Annotated in this window: 21 protein-coding genes, 1 tRNA gene and 1 pseudogene; 9 read left to right on the top strand and 14 right to left on the bottom strand. The window is 66.8% G+C overall.

From position 1 onward, the window contains the following. Positions 1-41: 41 nt before the first annotated feature. From OG203_RS23265 to OG203_RS23255, 3 genes and pseudogenes are all read right to left on the bottom strand, one after another. Entirely contained in the window at positions 42-605 is a 564-nt protein-coding gene (locus OG203_RS23265; RefSeq protein ID WP_405167695.1) for a flavoprotein, read from the bottom strand. An 18-nt stretch (positions 606-623) separates the two neighbouring features. After that, positions 624-1469, bottom strand: coding sequence for an XRE family transcriptional regulator (locus OG203_RS23260; protein WP_405168222.1), 846 nt, complete (start codon positions 1467-1469; stop codon positions 624-626). A 156-nt stretch (positions 1470-1625) separates the two neighbouring features. Then, positions 1626-1805, bottom strand: a pseudogene (locus OG203_RS23255) (multiprotein-bridging factor 1 family protein); the annotation flags it as partial. A 438-nt stretch (positions 1806-2243) separates the two neighbouring features. Here OG203_RS23255 and OG203_RS23250 point away from each other — a divergent pair. Genes OG203_RS23250 through OG203_RS23235 form a run of 4 tightly spaced genes read left to right on the top strand, consistent with a single transcriptional unit; the run spans position 2244 to position 7066 of the window. Then, the gene (locus OG203_RS23250) at positions 2244-4130 is read left to right on the top strand and encodes an SCO2524 family protein (protein WP_405167694.1); all 1887 of its coding nucleotides are present in this window, start codon (positions 2244-2246) and stop codon (positions 4128-4130) included. A 3-nt stretch (positions 4131-4133) separates the two neighbouring features. Next, on the top strand, positions 4134-5051 hold the full coding sequence (locus OG203_RS23245; RefSeq protein ID WP_405167693.1) for an SCO2523 family variant P-loop protein: 918 nt from the start codon (positions 4134-4136) through the stop codon (positions 5049-5051). 5 nt (positions 5052-5056) lie between these two features. Then, positions 5057-6082, top strand: a complete 1026-nt coding sequence (locus OG203_RS23240) for an SCO2522 family protein (protein WP_405167692.1) — start codon at positions 5057-5059, stop codon at positions 6080-6082. A 3-nt stretch (positions 6083-6085) separates the two neighbouring features. Beyond that, positions 6086-7066: an SCO2521 family protein gene (locus OG203_RS23235; RefSeq protein WP_405167691.1), complete on the top strand. Its 981-nt coding sequence runs from the start codon at positions 6086-6088 to the stop codon at positions 7064-7066. Positions 7067-7081: 15 nt separating this feature from the next. On the opposite strand, the gene OG203_RS23230 is transcribed toward OG203_RS23235, so the two are convergent. The 6 genes from OG203_RS23230 to OG203_RS23205 all read right to left on the bottom strand — a co-directional run bounded on the left by OG203_RS23230 (position 7082) and on the right by OG203_RS23205 (position 12669). Further along, positions 7082-7939 carry a hypothetical protein gene (locus OG203_RS23230; RefSeq protein ID WP_405167690.1) on the bottom strand — a complete coding sequence of 286 codons (858 nt, stop codon included), beginning with the start codon at positions 7937-7939 and terminating at the stop codon, positions 7082-7084. A gap of 71 nt (positions 7940-8010) precedes the next feature. Next, positions 8011-8517: a GNAT family N-acetyltransferase gene (locus OG203_RS23225; protein ID WP_405167689.1), complete on the bottom strand. Its 507-nt coding sequence runs from the start codon at positions 8515-8517 to the stop codon at positions 8011-8013. Between the two features lie 196 nt (positions 8518-8713). Continuing rightward, entirely contained in the window at positions 8714-9463 is a 750-nt protein-coding gene (locus OG203_RS23220; protein ID WP_405167688.1) for an SDR family NAD(P)-dependent oxidoreductase, read from the bottom strand. Positions 9464-9624: 161 nt separating this feature from the next. Further along, a tRNA-Pro gene (locus OG203_RS23215) sits at positions 9625-9698 on the bottom strand. Positions 9699-9793: 95 nt separating this feature from the next. Next, positions 9794-11668, bottom strand: a complete 1875-nt coding sequence (locus OG203_RS23210) for a hypothetical protein (protein ID WP_405167687.1) — start codon at positions 11666-11668, stop codon at positions 9794-9796. A gap of 38 nt (positions 11669-11706) precedes the next feature. Continuing rightward, the gene (locus OG203_RS23205) at positions 11707-12669 is read right to left on the bottom strand and encodes a metallophosphoesterase (protein WP_405167686.1); all 963 of its coding nucleotides are present in this window, start codon (positions 12667-12669) and stop codon (positions 11707-11709) included. Positions 12670-12827: 158 nt separating this feature from the next. Between OG203_RS23205 and OG203_RS23200 the strand changes: the two genes are divergently transcribed. Beyond that, positions 12828-13292, top strand: coding sequence for a GatB/YqeY domain-containing protein (locus OG203_RS23200; protein ID WP_396991639.1), 465 nt, complete (start codon positions 12828-12830; stop codon positions 13290-13292). 56 nt (positions 13293-13348) lie between these two features. Here OG203_RS23200 and OG203_RS23195 read toward each other — a convergent pair whose 3' ends face one another. Then, the gene (locus OG203_RS23195) at positions 13349-15646 is read right to left on the bottom strand and encodes a penicillin-binding protein (protein WP_405167972.1); all 2298 of its coding nucleotides are present in this window, start codon (positions 15644-15646) and stop codon (positions 13349-13351) included. A gap of 431 nt (positions 15647-16077) precedes the next feature. Between OG203_RS23195 and OG203_RS23190 the strand changes: the two genes are divergently transcribed. Next, the gene (locus OG203_RS23190; protein ID WP_014981178.1) at positions 16078-16401 is read left to right on the top strand and encodes a WhiB family transcriptional regulator; all 324 of its coding nucleotides are present in this window, start codon (positions 16078-16080) and stop codon (positions 16399-16401) included. A 97-nt stretch (positions 16402-16498) separates the two neighbouring features. On the opposite strand, the gene OG203_RS23185 is transcribed toward OG203_RS23190, so the two are convergent. Beyond that, positions 16499-17629: an ArsA family ATPase gene (locus OG203_RS23185; protein WP_405167685.1), complete on the bottom strand. Its 1131-nt coding sequence runs from the start codon at positions 17627-17629 to the stop codon at positions 16499-16501. A gap of 2 nt (positions 17630-17631) precedes the next feature. Further along, the gene (locus OG203_RS23180; protein ID WP_405167971.1) at positions 17632-18651 is read right to left on the bottom strand and encodes an ArsA family ATPase; all 1020 of its coding nucleotides are present in this window, start codon (positions 18649-18651) and stop codon (positions 17632-17634) included. Between the two features lie 360 nt (positions 18652-19011). Between OG203_RS23180 and OG203_RS23175 the strand changes: the two genes are divergently transcribed. The 3 genes from OG203_RS23175 to OG203_RS23165 are packed head-to-tail and all read left to right on the top strand — an operon-like array spanning position 19012 to position 20487. Continuing rightward, positions 19012-19173 (top strand): DUF4177 domain-containing protein, encoded by a 162-nt coding sequence (locus OG203_RS23175; RefSeq protein WP_014981181.1) that lies wholly within the window; start codon positions 19012-19014, stop codon positions 19171-19173. An 11-nt stretch (positions 19174-19184) separates the two neighbouring features. Next, on the top strand, positions 19185-19652 hold the full coding sequence (locus OG203_RS23170) for a RidA family protein (RefSeq protein WP_405167684.1): 468 nt from the start codon (positions 19185-19187) through the stop codon (positions 19650-19652). Between the two features lie 43 nt (positions 19653-19695). After that, complete coding sequence (locus tag OG203_RS23165; protein WP_405167683.1) at positions 19696-20487, top strand: MBL fold metallo-hydrolase; 792 nt, start codon at positions 19696-19698, stop codon at positions 20485-20487. An 84-nt stretch (positions 20488-20571) separates the two neighbouring features. On the opposite strand, the gene OG203_RS23160 is transcribed toward OG203_RS23165, so the two are convergent. Together OG203_RS23160 and OG203_RS23155 are read right to left on the bottom strand one after the other, a co-directional pair. Beyond that, positions 20572-21246 (bottom strand): Crp/Fnr family transcriptional regulator, encoded by a 675-nt coding sequence (locus OG203_RS23160; protein WP_011206875.1) that lies wholly within the window; start codon positions 21244-21246, stop codon positions 20572-20574. Between the two features lie 210 nt (positions 21247-21456). Further along, positions 21457-21684 carry a hypothetical protein gene (locus OG203_RS23155; protein ID WP_107659949.1) on the bottom strand — a complete coding sequence of 76 codons (228 nt, stop codon included), beginning with the start codon at positions 21682-21684 and terminating at the stop codon, positions 21457-21459. Positions 21685-21739 lie beyond the last annotated feature (55 nt).

Here is a 21739-nt window from a genome sequence, read left to right as displayed (position 1 = left end):
AGAGACATCAGGACATACCGACCTGCGGGAATGTGGTGCGGTTAGCTCGGTGGGGTGAGGTGGGGGTGGGTTAGGACGGTTTGCCAGGCGCGGTGCCAGGGGAAGTGGGGGATGTGGGCTTCGCCGGTGCCCGGTTCGTGGGGTTCGCCGACGTCGGTGCCGCCGATGATGATGACGCCCCATTCGGCGAGCTTTCTGACGGCGTCTTGGATGGCGGGGAATTCGAAGAGTGCGCGGTTGACGAAGGGCACGGCGACTACCGGCATGCCCTTGCCGACGGCTTCGACGAGCAGGCCGAGGGGGAGGGTGTCGGAGATTCCGGCGGCCCATTTCGCGAGGGAGTTCGAGGTGATCGGTGCCACGATCATGGCGTCGGCCGGTGGACACGGGTCCGGCGTGCCAGGGGCCTTGTACTGGCTCCGCACGGGGTAGCCGGTCTTCGTCGCGAGCGCGTCCGCATCAATGAACTTGCACCCATCTGGCGACGCGATCACACACACCTGCCATCCATCACCCAGCGCTAGGTCGACGAGTTTGTCGATGTCGCGCGCCGCGCCCGCGCCGGTGACAAGGGCGTACAGCACAGGATTTCCCTGCTCATCCATCTATGCATCCTGTCATTGTCAAAGCGTGACGCCGACCCAGCGGGCGAAGGCGCCGAGGCTGTCGCTGCGCCGCCGCTCGGCTGCGGCAATGCCGTGCAACGTTTCGCGAACGTCTGGGTGGAGCTTCGTCTGCTGCGGGGCAATTCGGCGTGCCGTGGTCAACGACTTCAAGGCTTTGTCGGGTTGGCCGACAATCAGCCATGCGCGGGCGGTGTCCTGCCAATGATGGCCTGCCCGTGGTGCCGCGATGTCTTTCGGCAGTACCAGCAATGAGCCTTCGCGGGCGGCTTTGCCGGGATCGCCTGCTTCGAGTTCGACTGAGCAAGCATGGATTTCGACGTTACCTGGACCGAACAGCGTGCCGTACAAGTCACTTTCGCGATCCATCGGCCGGGCTATCAGCCGCGCTTCGCGAATGTGGCTCTGCGCCAGGTCGAGTCGGCGCCCACGTGCGGCGACGATCGCGCCGCGTAGATGACCGTAGCCGCGCAGGACGCGTTCGGGTTCGCGGTCGTTCGAGATCATGCCAAGGCCCTCTTCGACCAGCGACATGGCGGAATCAGTCGAGTCATAAGACATGAGAAGGCGGGCGCGTTTCATCAGACTGCGCACTTTGAATAGCGGATCGTTTGTTTGCGTCGCCGCCGAATCGAGTCGATCGAGCACCAGGGTGGTTAGCGAGAGATAGCCAAGGCGACAGCAGGCACCTTCTGCGGCAACATATGCCGAGCACAGCAGTGAATGCAGCCGCTCGCGTTCACTGTCGTCGCGTGCCGCACGCAGCGCGCCGTGGATTTGGCGAATAAGTATCGGCAGTTGTGCCAACGCGAGTCTGGTTTTGTCGTTCCGGATAGCGGAATCCACGATCGCCAGCTTTGTTTCGAGTTCGGCCAGCGCAGGTGGTTCGACCGCGGTGATGAATGTGCCCTCTGCCAGGAGCGCTCGTAACTCGACCAGCCCTTCGAGTGGTCCGTCCTCTTCGAGAGTGCGGCGATAAGGGGTGCCGGTCAGCTGTTCTGGTTCGACGCCGAGCGCCTTTGCGACGGCGGCGACGAAACCCGGCGAAGCAGGCTCTCGTCCTTGTTCGACGGCGCGGACCATGCTCGCGCTGTAACCCGCTCGGTGCCCGAGCTGGACCTGGGTCAGTGCGGCAAGTTTGCGTTCTGCGCTGACCCGGTCGCCGATGCTCGTCGTTGTCACTCGTTAGCTCCCAGCTACGTGTGCAGCCCTTCGTGGCTTCGAGCGTATCGACTCCGGCTTGTTCGTGGCAGCTACTGGTAGTCGTCTGTCAGTCCACTGCCTGCGTCGAGGGGATTCTCAACTGGTTCTGGTTGTCGGATTGCTGGGGGTGGTGGTTGCTGCGATTTGGTGGCCGACGCCGAAGGGGCCCAGTGTGGCGGAGACCAAGGCTTGGATCGACGGGGAGGATGAATAAACAGACCGATTGGTTTTAAATCGTTGAGTAGGGCGCTGCTGACGCACAGTCCGCCGTCAAAGGGGTTTCGTGACGGTCTTGGGGACGTCGGATATCTGATTATCGAGTGCGCCGATCGCGTTGTCGGCCAACACCCTTGGTAAAAACCCGGAACGGGAGCACACTTTAGGCAGATCAGTGTTCGAAGTGAGAACGGGGGGCTGATGAGGATCCAGCCGCGACAGCAGCTTTTGGAAGTGTGGCGGTCGCTGCTTTCCGCTTGCTATGACAAAGGGACTTGGCATTGGGGTGGGCGCGACGGGGCGAACTCCATTAGTGATACCGAGCAGTTGCTTTGTTTGTTGTATCCGGCCACCGAGATCGGGGCGTTCGCGCTGGATCAGCCCGATGATATGTCCGATGACATTCGCGCTGTCCTTATTCCACTCGGTGAGGAGACGCGGATCGGGGGTGCGCTGGTCGGGGTCCTCGAGGACTATATCGCCCGCTACACCACCCCCGACGGGGAACCGATCTTCGCGGCGGGTAGCTATCTGCGCACGGCGGACGGTCGCGAACCGAGCGCCGAGCAGTACGGGCTGGAAGTTGTTGACGCGTACTCGATGTCGCTCACGCTGTGCATCGCCTCGCTGCGCTTCCTGCGGGTCTTCCAGCGGTTCGTCGACAAGGAGGTGCGGCGCGAGGCCAGGGAACTCTCGGCCCGCATCCGAGTACTGATGCCGCAGATCAGTATTCGGCTGACCGCCGCGATGACCGGTCTGGTACGCAGCTTCGTTGTGCATACCCCGAGCCCGAAATCCGCGCAGGGGCAAGCGATCCTGGGGATGCTCAACCAGATCGGCGCGCCGGAGGGCACGGTGATCGACGGTATCGCCCGCCGACTCGACCGGGTGCGGGTGCAGATGGCCAACGACGTTAAACTGGGGCAGACCCCGGACATCGATCTCGAGGACGACCTGCTGCTGTTCGAGTGCGGCTGGACCTGGGGGATCGACAAGAAAGCCACGTCGATCGACTTCGTGCCGATGCGAATCGGCGACCAGCCCGGTTACGCGGATTCCCGCCCTGACCTGTACTTCACCATCGTGGCCCTGGACGGCATCGACGATCTGACCTGGCGGCGCACCCGGGAAATGGACCTGCTCAACGACGAGCAGCGGCAACTGGCCGACGCGCTGGAACTGCGCTGGGACCTGACCCAGCGCTACTGGTCCACCGCCGCGCGATACGGCCCAGGCCGCTGGCCGCTCGAGGACATCCCGTGGCGCACCTCGGACGGCGAGGAGTCCGACTACTACACCCTCGCGGTCGCGACCATGGTGCTGAAGGACTTCGTCAACCGGCAGGCAACCGACGAATTGCCCCAGCTGGTAGCCGTTTTCGACCAGCTGGCCAGGCGCGGACGGATCATCAGCAGGCTCACCGCTGGCGATCCCGCTGCGGCACTGCACTATCCGGGCGTGCAGATCCCGATGCCGGGCAGCGAGGGCATCGGCGACGGCCCACCGCTGGTGTGGGTGGTGCCGGACTTCGCGACCCTGCTGCTGAAGCGGTCGCTGCAGGCCTGGCAGCTGTCCGGCGACGTCGCCATGCGCGACCGGCTGATGTCGATGGCCGAACTCACGATGGATCACCTGGTCAGGCGCCAGATCACCACCGGCCCGGCGGCCGGACTCTGGGACGACGCGGAGCGGGTGTCGGGTAGCCAATGGCCCGGCGCCGCGGCGACATCGACCGGCGAGGAGCTGAAAGATGGTGCGGCGCAACCCTCGTGGTATCTGACCGAACGCGTGGCCGAATGCTTGGTCTCGGCGGACCGCAACTTCCGTGAGCCCCCGCTGGCCATGCCGTCGATGATCAGTCGCGCCATCGAAATGCGCAGCGAGGCAGAACATCTGCTGAATCAGGAAATGCTGGAGGTCGGCGATCCCGACGTATCCCAGGCCATGCTCGCGCGGATCGAACAGCAACTCGACGAGGCACGGCGGCTGCTGAGCGAGCAGCCCGCCACCGCGTTCATCCTGGCCGGGCAGGCGCTGCTGCAGTTGTACGAGCTGGCCTACGCGCGACGCGACGCGACGAGGGCCTGACTCATGCTGGTGTTCTCGACTTCGGACAAAGGCGGCACCGGACGCTCGGTGACCAGCTGTAATCTCGCGTATCGACTATGCGTCGGCGGCCGCAACGTCGCCTACGTCGACTTCGATTTCGGTTCGCCGACCGCGGGTGCGCTATTCGAAATCAGTGCCGTGGAACGCGGAACCCCCCACCAGGACGGCGTGCATTCCTATCTACTCGGCGAGACCGGCGTCGCCGCCAGGGTGGACGTGCGGGCGGCCTCGGATCGACCGGCGTTGCGGCGGATGGGACCCCGTGCGGGCAAGCTCCTGCTGTACCCGGGCGACGAGGGCGGCGCCGAATTCCTCACCGCCGACGACGCGGTCGTCGCGCGATGCGCGGAACTGCTACTCGCACTGGAGCAGGAGTTCAAGGTGGTCCTCATCGACTTGAGCGCCGGACGCTCGGTCGCACTGGAATTGGTGTTGAAGGCGACCGCATTGCCGCAGCTGCGCTCGTTCACCGTGCGCTGGTTGATCTTTCATCGGTGGACCCGCCAGCACATTCTGGCGGCGAGCGGGCTGGTGCACGGACCGCACGGGTTGACGCAGACCGGCAAGGAGTGCGGCCACGATCCGCTGGAACTGCTGGAATCGGTCCGCTACGTCCGCACCGCGGTGCCGGCGGCGACCCTGCCCGGCGCGGTGGACCGGCCGGCGCAGGCCGCCTGGCTGATGGAACAGAACGCCGCGCTCAAGCGGCTGGCCTCGGCGAACCAGCTCGGCGCGAGCTCGCTGCTCGGCGAGACGCCGATGGAGCCGGTGCTGCAGTGGCGCGAGCAGGTGGTGATGGACATGGATGTGGACGCGAAGATCGCCAATCCGGCTACCACGGCCGCGTATACCGACCTGGCCAGGCGACTGCTCGACGCCGCGACCTGGGAGAGGTTCTGACCGCCGTGAGGGACGCCGTGGGTTACAGCGAAGAGACCGAACGGGCGCGGATCGACCAGGTGCCGCTGTCGCACCTGTCGATCGAGGTCGGTCACTTCTACATGAACGAGATCGCCAACGACATGGATCAGGTGGTCCGCGAATTCCGCCGGATCGTGCCGCTGGTCGAGGCCTTCATCGCCTCGGCCCGCGTGCAGTTCGGCCCGAGGGCGCGGGTGAGCACCTGCTATCTGATCGACGACTACTTCCAGCCGGATACCGATCCGCGCGAGATTCTCGGCAAGCTGCTCACCGCGGCGGACGAAACCGGTTTGCGCATCGACTATTTGGCGCGTGAGTCGGGCTGCTGGGAGGCGGATCCGTTCGTCGACGGGGTGCCGTTGGACGAGCCGATCCGGCTTGCCGAGATGGTGGCGGCCAGAATCGTTGCCGAGCCGGAGATTTCGTCATCGACCGGCCGCAGGCCGCCGACCGCCGAATCCGGATGGTTGTGCAACGGGCGGCGTTCGTCGCTGGACGAGCCGGGGCAGGCCATGCGGGTGCAGCAGTATCGGCCGCCGGAGGAGTTCGGCAGGCGCGAGCATTCGATCTTCCTCGACGTGCAGCTGTGGAGTAAACGACCCGAGATGGTGGACGGGCACAACGAGATTCGCACCAGGTGGTCGTGCGCGTTCCTCGCCTCGGTCTGGCATCTGCTCCGGCTCGGCATGCTGCGCAACGACGGCGCGGCCGTGGTGGTGCCCCAGCCGTGGCACGCCGGTGACGGCTGGCCGAGCCGGTGGCGCGAGATTCCCGCTGTGCTGCAACTGAATCCGAACGCCACCCCGTTCGCGGCCTATCGGACACTGTCGATGCTGCCGAAACGCTATCTCGGGATCGAACATTCGGTGCGGCTCATCCTCGACCACATCGACCTCGACGGCGACGTTGTCGATCAGATCATCGCCCTCGGCACCTATGACGAGGTCCCGGTGACAGTGTCGCGCAAGGTCACCGAGCGACTATCCCACCTATTGCTCGACGGATCCTGACCGATGGGGCCGTCGACCACTCCGTTGATCGCCCTCGGCGAGGTGCGCACCTGCCTGGTCCCCGCGTCCGCCACCCTGCACCGCGCCGAAGCGAGCGAGCTGCTCGCCCTGGTGCCTGGACGACGGGTGCTGTGGCGGCAACGGCCGGGGACGCTCGCCGTCTCGCCCGCCACGCCGGTCGGCGTCGACTGCGATCTGGTGCTGCCCGGTGCCGCCCCGGTTCGGGTGGTCGGCACGGTCGCCGGTCGCGCGGTCGTGACCGGCGGACGGATACTGCAGAGTTCGGTGCGCACCCAGGTGATCAGGGCCGCCGAGCGGCGCCGCCAGACCTGGTCGCACTATCTGAGCCGGGTCGGGGTGACCGAGGTGATCAGCAGGATCGGCGATCGGGCGGAAACCTCCGACGCGCTGATCGACGGCTACCTGGACGAACGGCCCTCGCCGGAAACCCTCGACCTGGCCTCGATCAGTGAGCGGCTGCTCGCCCGGCTGCGCACCGACCCGAAGCTCGATCAGAAGGCGCCGATGCAATCGGTGACCACCCGGCTGCGCTGGACCGCGAAAATCGGCGGCACGGTGGGGCCGAAGGTGAGTCTTCGCCTGGACGACGAGTTGGTGCGCTCCGCTTGGGTTACCGTGCGCACCGAGGCGGATCTCGATGCGGCACAACGTTTCTGCGAGGACCTGGCCGCGCACGACTGGTTGCTGACTGTCGGCGACGCGGCGATCGAGGAGGCGGACCGGTTCCCTGCGTCCAGCCGCGAACAGCTGGAGATCCTGGCGGCGGTGCTGGAACACCTTGCGCACCTGTGGATGCCGGGCGCGCACACGCCGCCCGAACTGCGCGGCCTGTGGAAGGATCTGCAGTCCGAGCCCGGCTTCTCCCGGCAGTGGAACGCGCTGACCGGACAGGTGCGCGATCGGCTCCGGGTCGCGCAATGGGATCTGTCGCGCCGTCTCGGCGTCAGCACCACTGAGTGGTGATCGAAACCCGCTGCGCTACAACCGGAACCAGCGCCGGACCAGCAGCGCGAAGAACACCGATAGCGAAACCGTGCCCGTCCACGCCTCGATGACAAGCAGCGCTTGACCACCCTGGCGCAGGTCACGAGTATCGCTGAGCCCCATGGGATTCAGATAGTTGGTGATGCTCAGATAGAGCGTGTCGCTGACCGGCCCGTCGGCCAGCAGCAGGAACGCGATACTGAACAGGGCCAGCTGCACCGCGATCCAGCCGAGCAGCCGAAATGGCAGGTAGCCGTAGCCACACGAGTAGTCCGAGAAGTAGGGGCCGATCCGTCGCCAGCCCGACGCCTTCGTCTGGCGACGGGCGCGCGCCTGCGCCAGCCCGCACCGGTCCATCGCGTCCACGTCCTCGTTCAGCCGGTGCAGGTAGGCCGCCCGCCCGAACGACTGCATCGCGTGTACGGGCAGCCCGACCGAGCACAATCGGGGGCCGAGCCGCTCGTACACCTGCGCGAGCAGGGCATTCTGGGTGCGGCTGAGGCGCAGCGGTCCGCGAAACTCGACCTCGGCCGCCAGCAGCGCGACGGCCAGTTCCACCAGTGCGCGGCCCTCGTCGTCGACCGGTAAAGGGGCGTCGTCGACATCGGCGTAGAGGTGCGCGAACACCAGGCTGTCACCGCGGCGCCACGCGCTCGGCGGATCGTAGGTGTCGAGTACCGCCTCGACATTGATGTTGAGCGAATCGAGCAGCACCTGCTCGGCCGGTGTGCCGATCCGGCGACCGGGCGGTCGATAGGCGTCCTCGGCGTATTTGGCTGCCCGGCGCACGATTCGGATGGAGGTCGATTCCACGAAATCCGAGCGCGGCTCGCGCGGTTCGTGTTCCGTCATGATCAGCTTCCCCGAGTAGGGCGCCGCAGCTTGGCGCGCCTAGTCAAGGCTACCGACGTCGAGGACGTCGGTCAGGCGTTGGCCAGCTTGTACTCGAGCACATCCCGCGGTTCGCCGACGCCGAAGTAGCGCTCTTCGTGATGGCCGGTCCACTGGAAGCCGATGCGCCGGTAGAGGTTGTATGCCGACTGGTTGGTCGGGCGCACGGTGATGAGCACGCTGCGCATCGCATGCCGCCTGCACAGGTTGATCGCTTCTTCGAGCAGGTCTGATCCGTAACCGCGACCGCAACTGTCCGCGCTGACCGCGAGGCTGAGCAGCCACGCGCGCCGATCGGGAGTGAGCGCCACCAGTACGTGGCCGAGGACGGTGCCATCGACCTCCGCGATCAGCCAGTTGGCGCCGTGCAGGTCGAAGAGCTGGCGCAGTGCGAAGTACGGGTACGACTGATCGCCGAAGCGCTCGGTCTCGATCGCCGCGACGTCATCGAGGTCGGACAGCGCAGCAATCCGATACACGGGCGTCGGTGACGTCGTCGCGATGTCCAATGTGCTCCCTTGCGCGGTAACACGGGTCATAAAGCACAGCGTAAGCGTTTGCTCGGCGGGTCGAGGCGAACCAGGTGTGCATGATCCGAATCGAGGTATTTTAAGCCGTGCCGCGCAGTCTCGCCGCGCGGACGGCATGGCGTTCTGAGATCGTCCTACCCGGAATCGGCGCGGCTACCCACGTTGCCTGAGATTCGCCGTCGGTTTGCAACAGCGGCAAGCGCTTTCAGGCGGTACCGTCGCCGACCCGGATATGCCGCGCCGTCACCGCTGCGGCGTCGTCACTTGCCAGGAAGGCCACCACCTCGGTGATCTCGGTCGCGCCGGCGATCCGGCCGAGCGCGGTCGTTTCCGTTCCGTAACTCGATTCATGCTCGTTCTTGTCCGAACTGTCGCTCTTGTCCGGCCTTTCCGTGTCCGCCGGGCCTGGGCTGACCGCGTTGACGGTGACACGGCGGGCCGCGAAGTCGGTGGCGAGCGCGCGGGTGAACTCCGCGATGGCGCCCGTCGCCGCGTTGTCGACGGCGTTGCCGGGCGTGGTCGACCTCGTGACGGTGATGATGCGGCCACCGTCGGACAGGTGCGCCGCGGCGAGCTGCATGCCGTGCAGGACGGCCTTGGCCGGAGCCGCGTAGCCGAGATCGAACTCGTCGTCGGAGATCTCTCGCAGCGGTGCGGTGATCGCGGTCGCCGTGGTGTGCACCAGCACATCCCAGTGTCCGCATTCCGCCAGTAGGGCCTGGATCAGCTCCTCGTATTCGGCGCGATCGCCGATGTCGGCCGCGAGTGCCAGCGCCGAGCCACCGGCTCCGGTGATCTCCTTGACCACGTCGGCGGCCGATTCCGGCGAGTGCGGATGCTGGATCACCACCTGCGCACCCTGTCCGGCAAGAGTTTTGGCGATGGATTTGCCGATCCCGGCGTCCGCGCCGGTGATCAGGGCCGTTTTTCCGGCAAGCGGGCCGGTCATGGTCATGGCCTTGCCTTTCGCAGTCGCCGCTGGGTGCCCAGCAGAGCCAGTATGCAGTCCGGCCTGGCTGTGCGTCGGTCGAAGGATCGCGGCGGTGAGTTGGTCCGGAAACGGGTCCGCCCCCGGCCGGTGAGGGCAGGGGGCGGACCGTTCGTCTCAACCACGAGTCGGGGTGACAGGATTTGAACCTGCGACCTCTTCGTCCCGAACGAAGCGCGCTACCAAGCTGCGCCACACCCCGTGAATCGAACCTGGACTACCTTACAACAAGGACGGCGTAGACGTTAAACCACCAGGTCAGAGGGGGTAATGACGGAGCGATTTCGGGGCGGATGATCAGCCGTCGTGCGGGCGGATGCTGGTGAAGATGCGCTTGGCGGTATCGGCGTCGAGTGCGTTGGGGACGCCGGTGTCGGCGGCGATCACCATGACGAAGCTGCCGTTATCGGTGGGGAAGGCGACGGTGTAGATGGAGTACGCGGTGGCGCAGCCCGGCTTGGCCTGCGTGACGGTGCCCTTGGTCTCCACGAACATGCCGTGCTGTGAACCGTCCAGCGATTGGAGCGGGACGGGCGGGGCCGGGTGGGGGTCGGCTGTTGCGGTGTAGGCGAGTTTGGCTGTTCTGGTGCCGAGATCGGTTGCGGCGGCCGCCTGATCGGGGTCCTTGGAGCCGGTGAGGAAGGACGAGGTGCGGGTCGATCCAGGGCAGTAGCCCTTGCCGTCGCTGGCGTAGCCCTTGCCCGCCACCGCGTTAGGCGGCTCACCGAACCCGCCGATGGCGGTCTCCGGCGCGATGATCCAGCCTGCTGGCACGTCGTAGGCGGCGCCGCGGTCGGGGGCGACGACCACCTGGTAGCCGGGGATGACCGGGGGCTCGTTGCGGCCCGCGCTGCTCGGCGTCGGTTGCGCCGTTGTGGTTTTCGTCGGTGTCGGTTGCGCGCTCGCGCTGGTGGTGAGCGCGCTCACCATGGAAGGCGAGTTGCGTTGGGAGTCGGCGTTATTCGATCCGCGCTTGCTGAGTACCACCGCGGTCACCGCGCCGGCCGCGACAAGCAGCACAACCAGTCCGATCAGCAGGATCGCCTTCCCGCGCCCGCTCGGCGGTGGCCCGCTGGCGCCGTGGCCGGGCGGCAGGTGATGCGGTGGTCCGCCGAATCCGCTCTGCGGCGCGTACGCACCGGCTACCGGTTGTCCGTACTGCGGTGCGGCATAGGTCGGCGTCGGCGGCGCAGGCTGCCATTGCAGCGTGGGATCGGGCTGGCCTAGTCGAGTGGCGTTGGGATATCCGAGCATGGTCGGAGCCGCTTCGCCCGGCGCGTTCTGGCTCGGCTCCGGGGTGCCGAGGCTCGGCTGCCACAGACCGACCGGCTCATTGCCACTGCGAGACTGCTGCTGCGCCAACAGGGTTGGGTCGGCTTGGCCTGGCGTGGCGGGTGCTTGCCACTGTGGGGCCTGGCCGCCGGATACCGGTTGTGCCATGAGGGTTGGGTCGGCTTGGCCTGGTGTAGCGGGTGTTTGCCATTGCGGGGCCTGGCCGCCGGATACCGGTTGTGCCATGAGGGTTGGGTCGGCTTGGCCTGGTGTAGCGGGTGCTTGCCACTGCTGGGGCTGACCACCAGATACGGGCTGCGCCATGAGGGTTGGGTCGGCTCGTGCGGATCCAGACGTGGGAGCCTGCCACTGTTGGGCGTGACTGCCGCCCTGTGCGTTGGGCGTAGGACTACCACCGCTTGGCTGCCACTGCGGGTTCGAGGCCGAGCCGCCGTTACCCGGCTGCCGCTGTGGTGTGGAACCGCCGCTGCTTGGCTGCCACTGCGGGTTGGTGGCGGGGGCAGCACCTGGCTGCCACTGGGCGGGCTGCCCTTGCCCGCTAGGACTCGGCTGCCACTGATAGTTGGGTGTCTGCCCCGGCTGCCACTGCGGTGCGGCATCGGGCGCTGTCGAGCCGCCCGGCGCGGTCGCTCCCGGCTGCCACTGGACCGTCGGATCCGGTTGCCCGGCGGCCGGTGCCTGCGGTGGCCATTGCACTTGCTCGTGAAAGCCCGAATCCCGCTTCCACGGTCGCGCGGGTGCTGGCTGCTCGGCGGTCTCGTCCGCCGACCCGGCCGGGTCGAATCGGTCTGCGCCGTATGACTGTTGCTGGTATGGGTGCGCCGCACCGGGCTGGCCCAGAACGGTCGGGTCGTTGCGCCGGTCGTCGAATCCACTCACAGTTGTCCCCTGCCTGACACACGTCTCGGCACGCGACCTTAGCGGGCGACGGCCTCCGATGTGGACACGCCCTGGCCTGTGTCGGCCGACGGCCGCTTCGGCGGGGCGGCGACCAGCGTCAACAGGGTGGCCTCGGGGCGGCAGCAGAAGCGGTACGGCGCCCATGGCGAGGTGCCGACGCCCGCGGAGACGTGCAGCTGGGTGTGCTCGCCCCACTTGGACGCGCCCTTGACCCTCGACCGGTCGATGCCGCAGTTGGTGACCAGCGCGCCGTACCCGGGCAGGCACAGCTGACCGCCGTGCGTGTGCCCGGCCATGACCAGGTCGTAGCCGTCCTCGGCGAAACGATCGAGCACCCGTGGCTCGGGGGAGTGGGTCAGGCCGATGCGTAAGTCGGCCAACGGGTTCGGGGCACCGGCCACGGTGTCGTAGCGGTCGCGGTTCAGGTGCGGGTCGTCGACGCCGGCGGTGGCGATCCGGATACCGGAGACCTCGAGGTCGCGCCGGATGTGGGTCAGATCGAGCCAGCCGCGCTCGGTGAAGGCCGCGCGCAGGTCCTTCCACGGCAGCGGGGCGCCGTAGACGCGACGGTGGTCCTTCTTGAAGTACTTCATCGGGTTCTTCGCCACCGGCGCGAAGTAGTCGTTGCTCCCGAAAACGAAAAGCCCCGGGCGGGAAAGCAATCCGCCGAGGGCCTGGACTACCGCGGGTACCGACTTCTGGTGCGAGAGGTTGTCACCGGTGTTGATGACCAGGTCCGGCTCCAGCCGATCCAGTTCCCGCAGCCACTGCTGCTTGCGCTGCTGGCCGGGAGTCATGTGCAGATCGCTGATGTGTAGCACCCGCAGCGACGACGAGCCAGGCGCGAGCACCGGCATCGTTGTCTCCCGCAGAACGAAGGCGTTGCGTTCGACCAGCGAGGCGTAGCCGATTCCGGCCACGGCCGCCCCGGCGGCTCCCAACGCGGTCGTGCGGACAGCAGAGGTCGAGATTACGGGCATTTGCCCAGCATAGGTGACCCCGTTGCGGAACGCCGAGTGTGTTTACGCACAAACGCTTGCGCACAGCCCGCTGACCACCCGGTAAAACAGCGCCGCGATTCGCCGCAGCTGGGCAAATGTGGTGGGCGGGTTGCGAAGGACCGGCTACCGTGAGCCTCATGTCGGAACTCAAAGCGCAACTGCGGACGGACATGACCGCCGCGATGAAAGCCAAGGACACGCTGCGTCTTGCCACGTTGCGGATGCTGCTCGCCGCCATCCAGACGGCCGAGACCGCAGGCTCCGAGGCGCGCGAACTCTCCGATGCCGACGTGATCGCCGTGCTGCAGAAAGAGGCGAAGAAGCGCAGCGAGTCGGCCGAGATCTACACCCAGAACGGGCGCGGTGAGCTCGCCGCCAACGAGCACGCCGAGGCGCGGATCATCGACGAGTACCTGCCGACCCAGCTGAGCGAGGCGGAGGTCGCCGACGTCGCCGACACCGCGATCGCGCAGGTCGCCGAGGAGCTCGGCGAGCGGCCGGGCATGCGCCAGATGGGCCAGGTCATGAAGGTCGCCACCGCGCTCGCCGAGGGCAAGGCCGACGGCTCCAGGCTCTCGGCCGCGGTGAAATCCCGCCTCTGACATAGCTGCTGAACGCAAAGGGCCGCGAACCTGGATCAGGTTCGCGGCCCTTTTTCTCAGCGTGGGATGGGGATCGGAATCGGGATGGGCGGCAACAGCGGTGGCGGTGGCAGCCCTGGGATTCCCGGTGGCCCTGGTGGCGGGCCCGGTGGTGGCGCGGCGCGCTGGGTGCCGTCACTGATGTAGAGGGTGATCACCGAACCGGGGATCGCGGACCCGTTGGGCGCGGTCCCCATCACGGTGCCCTTGGCTTGGCCGCCGGGACCGGTTACCGGAGTCACCTGGAATCCCGCGCCGACCAGTGCCGCGGTCGCCTGACCCTGCGTCATCCCGACCACGTCGGGCACCTGCGCGTTGTTCGACCCTCGGACGTACTTGTCGTCCAGTGGCGGCAGACCGGGCGGTGGGAAGCGGTTGAGGACCGGCTTGACGGAGTTGAACCAGGTGCGCGCGGGTTCGTTACCGCCGAACAGGTTTCCGTCGCCACAGTTGCGCAGCGGGAACGAGCAGATCTCGCCGGGCGTCGGGCTGTCGCCATAGATGTAGGTGGCGGCGGCCAGCGAGTTGGTGAAACCGAGGAAGGCCGAGGAGCGGTGGGTCTCGGTGGTGCCGGTCTTGCTCGACACCGGCGCGTTCCACCCGCTCGATTGAGCGGCGCCGGCCGCGGTACCGCTGACGTCGTCCTTGCTCATCGCGTTGGCGAGGGTGTTGGCCAGGCCGGGCTCGATGACCTGCTCGCAGGCCTGCTGGGTGAGCGGTACCTGCTTGCCCGACCGGTCGACGACCTCCTTGATCGGATTCGGCGGGCACCACTTGCCGCCGGAGCCGAGCGTGGCGGCGACGTTGGACAGCTCGAGCGGGTTGATCGCGACCGGGCCGAGGGTGAACGAACCGAGGTTCTGTTCCTTCATCATGTCCGCGAGGCTCTGGTTGCCGTGGCCCGAGCTGCCCGCCTCGGTGTAGGAGCGCATGCCGAGGCGGACCGCCATGTCGACGGTCGGCGTCACGCCGACGGCCTGAATGAGCTTGACGAAGGCGGTGTTCGGCGAGGTGGCCAGCGCCTCGGTCACCGACATCGGTGACTTGTACTTGCCCGCGTTCTCCACGCAGTAGGTGGCGACCGGGCAGCCGCGGGCACCACCGTTACCCATGCCCTTGGCCTCGAAGCGGGTCGGCACGTCGAGCTGGGCGTTGATGCCGAGGCCCTTCTCCATGGCCGCGGCGGTAGTGAAGATCTTGAAGATCGAGCCGGCGCCGTCACCGACCATCGAATACGGCTGCGGCTGCACGGTTTCGTTCGCGTCGCGATTCAGGCCGTAGGTGCGGCTGCTCGCCATCGCGATCAGCGGGTGCGAGTCCTGGCCGGGCGCGACGACGGACATCACTTGCGCGATGTTGTCGAGGTTCGGATTGGCCGAGTCCGTCACCGACCGCTTCACCGAGTCCTGCACCGCGGGGTCGAGCGTCGTCTTGATCAGGTAGCCGCCCTTGTCGATCTGCTCCTTGCTGATCCCCGCGTTGGCCAGGTACTGCATGGCGTAGTCGCAGAAGAAGCCGCGGTCGTTGGCGGCGATGCAGCCGCGCGGCAGGCCCTTGGGTTCGGGCAGCACGCCGAGCGGCTTGGTCTTGGCGTCGCGGAACTCGTCGGCGCGACTGGGGATGTTCTGGATCATCGTGTCCAGCACCGTGTTGCGCCGGGCAAGCACGCCCTCGGTGTTGGTGTACGGATTCAGCTTCGAGGAGCTCTGCACCATGCCGGCCAGCATCGCCGCCTGCGACACGTTCAGCTCGGAGGCGTCGACGCCGAAGTAGGTCTGCGCCGCGTCCTGGATGCCGTAGGAGGAGTTACCGAACGGGACCAGGTTCAGGTACCTGGTGAGGATCTCGTCCTTGGTGAGCTGGCGGTCCAGCGTGAGCGCCATCCGGATCTCGCGGATCTTGCGCGCGGGGGTCGTCTCGATGGCGGCGCGGCGCTCGGCATCGGTCTTGGCGACGACGAGCAGCTGGAAGTTCTTCACGTACTGCTGGTCCAGCGTCGACGCGCCCTGCTGCACTTCACCGCTGGAGGTGTTGGTGAGGAACGCGCGCAACGTGCCCTGCCAGTCCACACCCTCGTGTTCGGCGAAGCGCCGGTCCTCGATGGAGACGATCGCCAGCTTCATGTCGTTGGAGATCTTGTCGCTTGGGACTTCGAAGCGGCGCTGCTCGTATAGCCAGGCTATCGGTGTTCCACTCGCGTCGACCATGGTCGAGACGGCGGGTGCCGTGCCCTCCACCAGTTCCGAGGACACGTTGTCGACGGCGTCGGCGGCTCGGTTCGAAACGAATCCGAAGCCACCTGCGAGCGGGAACATCAACCCGGCGACGAGCACGGCGGCCAGCGCACAGCTGCCGGCCAGCCTCGCGAGCGTTTGTGTGATCGGCACGATCCCCAGCCTACGGGGTGGGGTTCGAACGCTCTTCCGTGCGTTTACCCGAGGGCGATTCGCACGGGCGATTGGGCGTGTCGCGGGGGCGAGTCTGGCGTGTCGCGGGACGGCGCGCCGCGAATGTGCCGGACCCGCCGCCGCTCGCGGCATTTTGCAGGGACGGACGTACCAAAAATTCCGGGGGCGGTCTTGCGCTGGGGCCATACCTTTACCTAGATTGAGAACCCAGTGTGATAGAGCTAACACTCAAAGTGGAATGTGGTGCAGAGCGCAGCGGGGTTTGGGTTGCTGCGACGCTGACACGCGATTCTGGAGCGCCGTTGACCCGGTGTTCGGACTGCAAAGGGGCACACCAAATGCACATGACAACCCCCATCGCTCGATTGGACGTGGAGCAGGCCGAAGCAAGGATTGCCTGGGTAGCCCAGGCCCGATGCAAGGAAGTGGATCCCGATCAGTTGTTCGTCCGCGGCGCCGCACAGCGCAAAGCCGCGACGATCTGCAGGCACTGCCCGGTGCTGATGCAGTGTGGTGCCGACGCGCTCGATAATCGAGTGGAGTTCGGTGTGTGGGGCGGTATGACCGAGCGGCAGCGTCGCGCGCTGCTCAAGCAGCATCCCGAGGTGACTTCATGGGCCGACTTCTTCCAGGCCCAGCGCCAGCATCAGGTGGCAATGTAGCCCCGGCATACATTCGGAACTGAGCCTGCGAAAGCGGGCTCAGTCCCGTTTGGGGGTAAATACTTCCGTTTGGACCAATAGCCGATGCGTCTATGTATCAAGCTGACGCGCGGTGGCCGGTGAGCTGATCACCGACGGCGCGCAGCGCCTCCAGATCCGACACTTCGTACGGCAACGCGGTCACCGCCACGATCGGTACCCGCGGATGCGCGCCGGTAAACCGGTGCAGCAGATGCTGTTCGCGCTTGTCGGTGGCGACCCGCCTGGCGTGAATGCGCAACACGGCCGAGGTGAGCGGATCGGTGTCGGCCAGTTGCTCGGCCGCGGTCAGCGCGTGATCGCCCGACAGCGCACTCAGCGCCGGATGCGTCCGGTTGAGGATCAGTCCGGCCAGCGGCATCCGCTCGGTGGAGAGCCGGTCGACGAAGAACGACGCCTCGCGCAACGCGTCCGGCTCGGCGGCGGCGACCACCAGGAAGTGGGTGCCCGGCTTGGACAGCATCGCGTAGGTGCGGTCCGCCCGATCCTGGAAGCCGCCGAACAGCGAGTCCAGCGACTGCAGGAAGTTCGACGCGTCCTTGAGCATCTGCCCGCCGACGATGGTGGACACCCCGCGCACCGCGAGGCTCATCGCGCCGGTGACCAGTCGGGTGACGCCGCGCCCCGGCGCCATGATGACCCGAATCATCCTGCCGTTCAAGAAGTTTCCGAGCCGCTTCGGCGCATCGAGGAAGTCGAGCGCGTTGCGCGACGGTGGCGTGTCGACCACGATCAGGTCCCACTCCTTGCGCCCGGCCAGCTGGCCGAGCTTCTCCATCGCCATGTACTCCTGCGTTCCACCGAACGAGGAGGCGACGGTTTGATAGAAGGGGTTGGCGAAGATCTGCTCGGCCTTGTCCGGGCTGGTGTGCTCGAGCACCATGTCGTCGAAGGTGCGCCGCATGTTCAGCATCATCGCGTGCAGCTCGCCCTTGGCCTCCGGGCCGAGCGGCACCCGCTGCGGGGTGTTGCCGAGGTCGGCAACACCGAGTGACTGGGCCAGTCGGCGCGCCGGATCGATGGTGAGCACGACCACCTTGCGGCCCCGCTCCGCCGCGCGCAACGCGATGGCGGCCGCGGTGGTCGTCTTCCCGACACCGCCGGAGCCGCAGCAGACGACCACCTTCGCCGACCGATCCTCGATGATGTCCGAAATATCCAGTGGCGCAGCCACAATCGGCGTACTCATGGCTAGCGGACCCCTTGCGTACTGAGATGTTCGGCCAGTTCGTAGAGGCCGCCCAGGTCCATGCCGTCGGGCAGGGCGGGCAGGTACAAGCGGGACACGTCGACCTTGCCGAGCTCGGCGGCGCTGTCGTCCTGCGCCTGCAAAGTGGCGGCGTGCTCGATGGTTTCGGTGATCAAGCCCTGGAAGTCGTTGTCCGGCAGGGTAATACCCACCTCGGCCAGGCCCGCCCGGACGGCGTCGGTGTCGACATCGCCCTGCGCGGCCTTGGCCCGCAGCTCGGGCGGCAGCTGGCCCTCGGTGGCGCGATTCACGATCACCGTGCCGATGCGCAGATCCGCCGCCTTCAATTCCGCGACGGCGTCGGCGGTCTCCTGCACCGGCAGCGCCTCGAGCAGCGTGACCAGGTGGATCATCGTCTGGTCCGAGTGCAGCAGCCGGGAAACGCCCTCGGCCTGCGAGGCGATCGGCCCGCCCTTGGCCACCTCGAGCATGGCCTGGGTGACGTCGAGGAAGCTGGCGATCCGGCCGGTCGGTGGGGCGTCGACCACGATCTCGTCGTAGACCCGCTTGCCCGACTTGTCGGTCCGGACCGCGGTCTCCTTGATCTTGCCGGTCAGGATGACATCACGCAGACCAGGTGCGATGGTGGTGACGAACTCGATGGCGCCCATCCGGCGCATCGCCCGGCCCGCGAAGCCGAGGTTGTAGAACATGTCCAGGTATTCGAGGAACGCGTGCTCGATGTCGAGCGCGAGCGCGACCACCTCGCCGCCACCGTCGGCGGTGGCGATCCTGGTCTCGGTGGGCGGCAGCGGCGGCAGATCGAACAGCTGCGCGATGGACTGCCTGCTCTCCACCTCCACCAACAGCACCCGGCGCCCGCCAGCGGCCAATGCCAGCGCGAGCGCGGCGGCCACCGTGGACTTGCCCGTGCCTCCCTTTCCGGAGACATAGTGCAAGCGGGCCTTTTCCGCGCGCTTCGGCCACCCTGTTTCCAGTCCCGGCTCCGCCGAAAGAGGCACTGCTGTTGGTACTCCCACGTTCGCGAGCCTATAACCCGTTCTGAGATCGCGCCCGAGGGATCCGCCTAGTGCCTGGTCCAGGGCGTGTGTCTGTACCAGACAGCAGGCTGGTTGCGTCCTGGGCAACACCGACGGTTCAGCTTCTGCCGCTGCCGAATCTGGCACCGAACCCCTCGGTAGACCGCCGGTTTCGAGCGCAGCGAGATCGAGCATGTTCGTTCGCGGCCCGTCTCGCGTCCGAGTGGCCGCAGCGCATGCGACGAAGTCGCTAGTCGTGGCCGCTCGGACGCGAGACACCCGGGGGCCGCGAACACGCGGTGCCGCAGGCGCCGCAAATTAGACAGAGCTACGCTCACCCACATGAGTGAAGCGAGCTTGTGGGAGTACGCGACCGTGCCGCTGTTAACGCACGCGACCAAGCAGATTCTCGATCAGTGGGGCGCCGACGGCTGGGAGCTGGTGACCGTGCTGCCAGGGCCGACCGGCGAGCAGCACGTCGCCTACCTCAAGCGCCCGAAGTAAAGGAGAAGGGGATGACCGCAGTGACCGAGTGGGAGAGCAATCTCGCGAAGCTCGAAGTGACCCTGCCTCCGGTCGTGGCGCCCGTCGCCGCGTACATCCCGGCGATCCGAACCGGTTCGCTGGTCTACACCTCCGGCCAGCTGCCGATGGCGGATGGCCAGTTGACGGTGGCGGGCAAGGTCGGCGCCGAGGTGAGCACCGAGCAGGCGAAGGAAGCCGCGCGACTGTGCGCGCTCAACGCGCTGGCGGCGGTGCACGATCTGGTCGGACTCGACGCCGTGGTGCGTGTCGTGAAGGTGGTCGGATTCGTCGCCTCCGCACCGGGATTCAACGATCAGCCGATTGTGATCAACGGCGCGTCGGAGTTCCTCGGCGAGGTGTTCGGTGACGCGGGCGTGCACGCGCGGTCCGCCGTCGGCGTGTCGGAATTGCCGAAGAACACCCCGGTCGAGGTAGAGATCATCGTCGAGGTGCAATAAACGTAAGGTCCCGGACTGGGATTCGATCGACTGAGGTACATCGATGACGCTGACTCATCCCGCTTACGGACAACTACGCCAGGTCACCCCGACGGCAGCGGTGCTGCTCGCGGACAACCCGGGCCAGATGACCTTGGAGGGAACCAACACCTGGATCCTGCGGGCACCCGGCCGGTCCGATTGTGTGGTGATCGATCCCGGTCCGAAGGACAAGGCGCACGGCGCCGCGATCGCCGAGGTCACCGGGGGCGATATCGCCCTGACGCTGATCACCCATCGGCATCACGATCACACCGGTGGCATCGACCACCTCGTCAAGCTGACCGGAACCCGGGTGCGCGCCAAGGAAACCGAGTTCCTGCGCGGTTCGGACACGCCGCTGTTCGACGGCGAGGTGATCGAGGCCGCCGGCTTGCGGATTACCGTCCTGGCCACGCCTGGCCACACCGGTGATTCGCTGAGTTTCGTGCTCGACGACGCGGTGCTGACCGGCGACACCATTCTCGGCAGCGGAACCACCGTGCTCGATTCGACCGACGGAACCCTGGCGGACTATCTGTCCTCGCTGGACAAGCTGGTCGAGATCGGCGCGGGCAAGGCGCTGCTGCCCGCGCACGGCCCGGATCATCCCGATCTGGCGCCGGTGGCCCGGTACTACATCACGCACCGCCAGCAACGCCTCGATCAGGTGCGTGAGGCCTTGCGGGTGCTCGGACCGAACGCGGGCGCGATGGCGGTGGTCCGGCGCGTCTACGCCGATGTCGACAAACGCCTGTGGCTGGCCGCCCGCAGCTCGGTGCAGGCGCAGCTGGAGTACCTGCGCGCCGAGGGCTAACGCCCGGCTAGCTCCGAACACGACAACACGCTGGGCTCTAGGAGCTCTGAACCCAGCGTGTTGTTCGGTCGGATCGATGCGGCGTCAGCGCGCGCGGCGCGCCAGACGCTCCGAGTCGGAGATGAGCACGCTCTTGCCCTCCAGCCGCAGCCAACCGCGGTGCGCGAAGTCGGCAAGCGCCTTGTTCACGGTCTCGCGGGAGGCGCCGACCAGCTGGGCGATCTCCTCCTGGGTCAGGTCGTGGGTGACCCGAAGCGCACCGGCCTCCTGGGTGCCGAACCGCTGTGCGAGCTGCAGCAGCGCCTTGGCGACCCGGCCGGGAACGTCGGTGAAGATGAGGTCGGCCAGGTTGTTGTTGGTGCGACGCAGGCGACGGGCGAGCACGCGGAGCAACTGCTCGGCGATCTCGGGCCGCTGGTCGATCCAGGACTTCAGGGCATCGCGGTCCATGGTGACGGCGCGGACCTCGGTCACCGTGGTTGCCGTAGAGGTACGCGGGCCCGGATCGAAGATCGACAGCTCGCCGAACATGTCCGACGGGCCCATGATGGTCAGCAGGTTCTCCCGGCCGTCCGGCGATCTGCGCCCGATCTTCACCTTGCCCGAGGTAATGATGTAGAGCCGGTCTCCCGGCTCACCCTCATTGAAGATGACGTGGCCGCGCGGAAAATCCACCGGCTGCAATTGCTTGGCGAGGGCGGCCACCGCAGTGGGCTCGACGCCCTGGAAGATGCCTGCTCTGGCGAGGGCCTCGTCCACTTATGTGCTCCTTATGGGAAATGGCTCCGAACTGGACCGAAAGCGACTCGGCCAACAGCGCAGTCTACGCGGCATGATGACAGCGTAGTGACAGACACCACGTAACGTGTGGATTGCGTGGCGCAGCGAAGAACCGTACCAGTTTCTGATCTTGGCATTCGCGGGCACCTACGTGCTCGAGCTCCAGTCGCCAGGTCTGTCGGTCACGCGTCAGCTTGCCCGGGCCACGTCCAGCTCTTCGCCGCGCGTTCGGCGCTTGCGCATCCGGGCGACGGCGGCCGGCAGGCCGAGCCTCGTCAGCTCTTTCACTTCTGCGTTGCTTGCCTTGTCCAGGTACTGCTGAACCTCTTCGTCGGGTTCGAGAAGTTTGCGGAGCCGGTTCTCGACCCGCTCCATACCCAGTGCGAACAGCATCAACAGCACTGGGAAGAGCACCACAGCGAGTCCTTGCATACGGAGGAGTAAACACGGTCTAGGTCTCAGATGGAACACG

Origin of the sequence: Nocardia sp. NBC_01499 (assembly GCF_045040275.1) — a bacterium.
Classification (GTDB): Bacteria; Actinomycetota; Actinomycetes; order Mycobacteriales; family Mycobacteriaceae; genus Nocardia.
This window is presented reverse-complemented; position numbering and strand designations above follow the sequence as displayed.

Coding starts and splice junctions, on each gene's coding strand:
- OG203_RS23245 (WP_405167693.1), top strand. CDS start 4,134: ATGCTGGTGTTCTCGACTTCGGACAAAGGCGGCACCGGACGCTCGGTG.
- OG203_RS23185 (WP_405167685.1), bottom strand. CDS start 17,629: ATGAGTACGCCGATTGTGGCTGCGCCACTGGATATTTCGGACATCATC.
- OG203_RS23230 (WP_405167690.1), bottom strand. CDS start 7,939: ATGACGGAACACGAACCGCGCGAGCCGCGCTCGGATTTCGTGGAATCG.
- OG203_RS23265 (WP_405167695.1), bottom strand. CDS start 605: ATGGATGAGCAGGGAAATCCTGTGCTGTACGCCCTTGTCACCGGCGCG.
- OG203_RS23190 (WP_014981178.1), top strand. CDS start 16,078: ATGCACATGACAACCCCCATCGCTCGATTGGACGTGGAGCAGGCCGAA.
- OG203_RS23235 (WP_405167691.1), top strand. CDS start 6,086: ATGGGGCCGTCGACCACTCCGTTGATCGCCCTCGGCGAGGTGCGCACC.
- OG203_RS23165 (WP_405167683.1), top strand. CDS start 19,696: ATGACGCTGACTCATCCCGCTTACGGACAACTACGCCAGGTCACCCCG.
- OG203_RS23175 (WP_014981181.1), top strand. CDS start 19,012: ATGAGTGAAGCGAGCTTGTGGGAGTACGCGACCGTGCCGCTGTTAACG.
- OG203_RS23220 (WP_405167688.1), bottom strand. CDS start 9,463: ATGACCATGACCGGCCCGCTTGCCGGAAAAACGGCCCTGATCACCGGC.
- OG203_RS23250 (WP_405167694.1), top strand. CDS start 2,244: ATGAGGATCCAGCCGCGACAGCAGCTTTTGGAAGTGTGGCGGTCGCTG.
- OG203_RS23225 (WP_405167689.1), bottom strand. CDS start 8,517: ATGACCCGTGTTACCGCGCAAGGGAGCACATTGGACATCGCGACGACG.
- OG203_RS23170 (WP_405167684.1), top strand. CDS start 19,185: ATGACCGCAGTGACCGAGTGGGAGAGCAATCTCGCGAAGCTCGAAGTG.
- OG203_RS23200 (WP_396991639.1), top strand. CDS start 12,828: ATGTCGGAACTCAAAGCGCAACTGCGGACGGACATGACCGCCGCGATG.
- OG203_RS23195 (WP_405167972.1), bottom strand. CDS start 15,646: ATGTTCCCGCTCGCAGGTGGCTTCGGATTCGTTTCGAACCGAGCCGCC.
- OG203_RS23205 (WP_405167686.1), bottom strand. CDS start 12,669: ATGCCCGTAATCTCGACCTCTGCTGTCCGCACGACCGCGTTGGGAGCC.